This is a genomic window from Paraburkholderia sp. WS6 (assembly GCF_030464835.1).
GTDB lineage: Bacteria > Pseudomonadota > Gammaproteobacteria > Burkholderiales > Burkholderiaceae > Paraburkholderia > Paraburkholderia madseniana.
This window is the reverse complement of the sequence record NZ_JALQCK010000108.1, coordinates 1-1,812: the sequence shown is the minus strand read 5'-3', so window position 1 is coordinate 1,812 and position 1,812 is coordinate 1. Positions and strand designations below refer to the sequence as shown.

At 59.3% G+C, this 1,812-nt stretch carries 2 protein-coding genes; both read right to left on the bottom strand.

The window, feature by feature from the left end:
• Nucleotides 1-434 precede the first annotated feature (434 nt).
• Entirely contained in the window at nucleotides 435-1,154 is a 720-nt protein-coding gene (locus tag M0D64_RS44715) for an SDR family NAD(P)-dependent oxidoreductase (RefSeq protein ID WP_266262302.1), read from the bottom strand.
• 114 nt (nucleotides 1,155-1,268) lie between these two features.
• Nucleotides 1,269-1,691, bottom strand: a complete 423-nt coding sequence (locus M0D64_RS44710; protein WP_266262301.1) for a nuclear transport factor 2 family protein — start codon at nucleotides 1,689-1,691, stop codon at nucleotides 1,269-1,271.
• Nucleotides 1,692-1,812 lie beyond the last annotated feature (121 nt).

Sequence of the window (1,812 nt, the reverse complement as noted above, 5' to 3'; positions counted from 1 at the left end):
GGGCAAACCCATTCTGTATTTCGCGGACGCTTCGCACGTCGTCGAAACCGACGAATCTGATGGCGTTGCGCAACGTAGATAGCGGATCTGGCAGCAATAGCCCGGGCCGTCAGCGCTCGAAAGTCAACGGATGTGCCGCAACACGGCCGAACGCATATCGGATACTCGTCGCATTCGTGCCGATGCAGGCCACATTTAAGGCAACCGAGGAGAGGGGTTGACCAGAAACGGAATACGCGAAGCGAGCCCTCACGTGTGGCGGGCGTCGCTTGCGCCAACTCGAGAAAGAGAAGGGCGAGAATCGGAGACTTGAAATGCCGGCGCGCAGCTCTATCGCCGCACAAAACGACGTTGTAGGGTGTTCTGCAGTTGATTCGCTGCGTCACGCGTAGAGCCCGACAGCACTTCCCGCACTCGGCGGTATCGTGCCGCCCTCAGCCGATGCCGCCGTCAATGGTCACTTCACCGCCGGTAATGTAGGAAGCGTCGTCCGAAGCCAGGAACAGCACCAGCCGCGCGACTTCGTCCGGCGTCCCGAGTCGCTGCATCGGAATCATGCTCTTGTAGTGTGTCAGCTGCTCAGCAGAATTTTGCCCAAGCATTGGCGTGTCGATGATTCCCGGATAAATCGAGTTCACGCGTATGCCGAGCGTCGCGAATTCCGACGCCGCAAGCTTCGTCATGCCGCGGACCGCCCACTTGGTGCTTGCATAGGCAAACATGCCCGGGACGTTGTTCAAGGCAGCGTTGGAACAAACATTGATGATCGCCCCGCCTCCCGTCTTGACCATGACCTCAGACGCCGCACGCATGCCCAGGAACACGCCGAGCTGGTTGACGCGATAGTGGAGCTGCCACAGCGTCACGTCGGTTTCCATCAGAGCGGCAGGTTTAAAGACGCCGGCATTGTTCACCAGGACGTCGATCCGCTCGAAGCGGTCGAGCGTTTGGCGCATCACCTCGGCCCAACCGCCTTCGTCGCCAACGTCGTGGCGAACAAAGTGTCCGGAACTGCCAAAGCTCGCCGCTATGTCTTCGCCCCGTTCATCTATATCGGTGACAACGACTTTCGCTCCGTGCTCGGCGAACAGCTTCGCCTCGGCGGCGCCCTGCCCGCTGGCAGCCCCCGTGACGATCACAACTTTGCCTTGCATGTTTCTCATATCACGCCTCCTTGGTTGAGGTGATACAGGCAAACCCGATCGGCAATCGGAGCCTTCGACGGAACGGGACCGGTTGGCAACCGCGCCACGATCCCCATCCGGTCTTTACCATTCGACTTTCGTGCGCTGCGGCCAGAGGAAACGCGCGGTGTCGGCGCCCGTGTAATCCGGGTCGAGATACACATGCATTCGCTTGATCAAGCCTTCGTCGTTGAACTCGAATATGCTGCAGAAGCGGCCGCCGGGCGTCTGGCCGCCGCACCACTCCACGTTGTCGCTGCTGGTGCCTTCGGTTGTCCCTTCGGCCGCAACGAGATTGCCTTGCTCGATATAGAGCAGATCATCGACATGATGGAGGCTGCTTAGCCTGGTCGGCTGTATGCCGCGCGCAAGTTCCATCAATGCGTCGAAACCTCGGCCGATGCCGAACTTGGGGAAGAAGAACTGAAAGTCCTCGATAAACAGCTCGGCTGGAAATTCCCGATCTATACGCCGGAAGTATTCCTTGACCGTCGAAATATGGCTCATGGGTTTTCCTTATGCGTTGATCGCGTCATGCTTGCGGCACCCCTGTCTGTCACGAGTTGCGCGGCGCACTATTGAACTCCCCGGGTGGCCAGTGCATCGGCGGTAAAGTAGTTCGCCGGCA

What these genes read in the sequence shown, in the direction of transcription:
- M0D64_RS44715 (WP_266262302.1), bottom strand. Translation starts at nt 1,154, where the DNA reads ATGCAAGGCAAAGTTGTGATCGTCACGGGGGCTGCCAGCGGGCAGGGC.
- M0D64_RS44710 (WP_266262301.1), bottom strand. Translation starts at nt 1,691, where the DNA reads ATGAGCCATATTTCGACGGTCAAGGAATACTTCCGGCGTATAGATCGG.